Source organism: Gemmatimonas sp. (genome assembly GCF_041689975.1).
GTDB lineage: Bacteria > Gemmatimonadota > Gemmatimonadetes > Gemmatimonadales > Gemmatimonadaceae > Gemmatimonas.
Genome location: NZ_JBDNFF010000105.1, coordinates 1 through 2,914 on the forward strand (window position 1 = coordinate 1; position 2,914 = coordinate 2,914).

At 60.4% G+C, this 2,914-nt stretch carries 2 protein-coding genes; both read right to left on the reverse strand.

The window, feature by feature from the left end; genetic code table 11:
- Positions 1-69: 69 nt before the first annotated feature.
- On the reverse strand, positions 70-1,323 hold the full coding sequence (locus ACESNG_RS07250) for a glycosyltransferase (protein WP_373068379.1): 1,254 nt from the start codon (positions 1,321-1,323) through the stop codon (positions 70-72).
- Between the two features lie 8 nt (positions 1,324-1,331).
- On the reverse strand, positions 1,332-2,914 hold a 1,583-nt coding region (gene asnB / locus ACESNG_RS07255; protein ID WP_373068381.1), incomplete at its 5' end, for an asparagine synthase (glutamine-hydrolyzing).

A 2,914-nucleotide genomic window follows, 5' to 3' on the forward strand; every position in this document is an offset into this window, starting at 1 on the left:
AACCGAGTCCAAACACGCTGATCGACGACATCGAGATCCCTTTTCCTTCAGTTGAGGATGACATGCAGGCTACCGCGAACCCGCGCGGAGCGATGCGCCATCAGTTGAGTTGCGCTGTGCCTTGCGTGCGATGGCATCGTCGCATTGGGCCATGAATTGCGTGGCGACGCCGTGCCAACCGAATGAATGTCGCACCAACTGCTGGCCGGTCCGACCGATTTCCGACAACGAACCATCATTGGCCAACATTTCGAAAATACCGTTGGCAAACGCTTCCGGTTGATCGCGGAGCAGGATCGTCGAATTGTTCTGCAGTGGCAGCCCCTCCGCTCCGATCGCGGTGGAGACGACCGGCAGGCCCATGGCCATCGCTTCGAAGATCTTGAGGCGCGTGCCGCCACCAACCCGCATGGGAACGATGAACGCAGCCGCACGCTCCAGATACGGGCGAACGTCCGGCACGCGACCCGTCACTTCGACCCCACCAAGCCGATCGGCGAGCGAATGCAGTCGTTCGCTGGGCTCCCTTCCAACCACGGTCACCACCACGCTGGGCATCCGGTCCCGAATTCTGGGAAGAATGTCCTGAAGAAACCAGACCATTGCGTCGTCATTCGGCATCCAATCCATCGAGCCGGTGAACACGATCTCGTTGGGGTTTCTGGTAACGCGGCCGGTAGGCGTGAAGTACTCCACGTCGACTCCGGTTGGCACACTCGAAACGCTTGGGGCCGAATACCGCTGTCGCATGACTTCCGCGTCCTCTTCGGACACGGCAATGACATGGTCAAGACGCCGGCAGGCGTCGCCCTCGAACTTTGCCATGCGTCGAAATTGCTCACCCATGTACGCCTTTCTCACCACCGACGTAGACACTTCGGTATGCCGCTCCCAGAGCATTGCCTCGACATTGTGCTGAAAGAGCACCGTGGGAGCCGCGATCTGGCTTGGTAGGTTCACCGCCGGCGCGAGGAAGTCGCAGACTACCAAGTCTGCATCCTTCGCATGTTTGGTGATGGCGCGTTCCATTTGGCCGGACCTATAGCGAGCGACTGCGTACGGAAGGCTGGAGAACACGTTGAGCGCGAGCGCCTGGTAGAACGCTGCGCTCCCTTTGGCAGGCGGCGCGAACGGTACACGAGCAACAACGTGGGCGTACTCCGACGCCTTGTCGAGCGCGTCGGGCGCGGCACCGCCGTCATCGAGCGTGAGGTAGGTCACGTGATGGTTCCGGGCGATCTCGCGCAACATCTGATAGGTCCGAATCCGCCCACCCTTGTCCACAGGGTGCAGCAGCTCCGTTTTAATCCACAGAATTCTCATGGATGTCATCAGCCTTTGCTCCTCGTCGACGCTGTCGCGAGTTGCATGTCGCGACCCTCTCCGTCGAGAAACACGCGTTGCCAGACTTCCAGATTGATCAATGACCACAACCGCTCAGCGTGGTTGCGCACACCCGCGTCATGTTCTGACACCAGGCGCCGCACTTCCACGCTGTTGAACAAGCCGCGCGATCGGGCTCGCTCTCCCAACACGTACTCGTCCAGGAGAAAGCGCCACTGGCCGCGAAGCCAGGGAGCGACCGGGACGGGAAATCCCATCTTTTTCCGATCGAGAATCTCATTGGGCAAACGACCGCGCATCGCTTCGCGAAGAATCCACTTGGTAGTCACGCCTCGCAGCTTCATGCTTTCGGGCAGCCGCGCCACCCACTCTACGAGCGGATGATCAAGGAACGGAACTCGACTTTCGATTGACGCCGCCATGCTCATCTGATCCTGCTTCATGAGCAGCTCATGGAGATACGTCTTGGTGTCGGTATACAGGAGCTTATCAAGCAGGGAGATCGCGTTTGTCGTGGACAGCGCACGGTGATATGCGTCATAAGGATCGACCTGCCCCACCGCCGCGCGTAGCGTTGGTGACAGCAACGCGGTCTGGGCTCCTCTCCCGAAAACCGCGAAGTTGTCGAAATACAGGTCGTCGAGATCAGCGCCGCGCGTGAGGAACGTACGTTCGGCCTTCTGGCGCACGCGCGAAGATGCGGGCAGGCCGCGTATCGCGCCGCGAACAGCACCCCGAAGCGCGGAAGGCACAACTCGCTCATAGCGCTTGCCATACTCCGCGTTATACACCGTGACGCGATAGCGATTGTAGCCGGCGAGTGTCTCGTCGCTGCCTTCGCCGGTCAACACCACCTTCACGTGCTCCGCGGCAAGGCGAGACACGAAGTTCAGCGCGATACTGGAGGGGTGCGCCAGCGGCTCGTCTTCATGCCAGACGAGCGAGGGAAGGGCCTTCCAGAAATCTTCCGGCGAAACCACCACTTCACGATGATCCGTCGCAAAGTGGTCTGACACCAATCGGGCATACGTGAGCTCGTTCGCCTCACGCTCGGCAAATGCCACGGAAAACGTCTTGATCGGCTCCTGAACCAAGCCGCTCATTACGGCCGTGATCGCCGCCGAGTCGATGCCACCCGACAGGAACATGCCGAGAGGGACGTCCGCCATGAGGCGAATGCGAACGGCTTCCGTGAATTGACGCGTGTACTCCTCGACGTATTCGCGCTGCGCGACGGCTGACGGTTGCTTGTCGGTGGACGCGTCCTTCCAGGAGAGATCCCAGTACTTCGAGATCGTGATGCTGCCGTTCTCCCAGACAAGCGTATGGCCGGGCGGGAGACGCCGAACACCTTCGAACAGTGTTTCGTCACCGGACGGCGCGTGATTCGCCAAATAATCTGGTAGCTGCGAGACGTTCATCGCCGGCTTGACCGCGCCGGCTTCCAGCAGCGCCTTGATTTCACTGGCGAACCAGAGCGATCCATCGGCGCGATGCACGTAGTACAGTGGCTTGACTCCGAACCGATCTCGCGCAAGCCACAGGCGCCGACGCGAGTGATCCCAGAGTG

Bases quoted from the DNA above. Each gene is read 5' to 3' on its own strand.
- ACESNG_RS07250 (WP_373068379.1), bottom strand. From the start codon at position 1,323: ATGAGAATTCTGTGGATTAAAACGGAGCTGCTGCACCCTGTGGACAAG.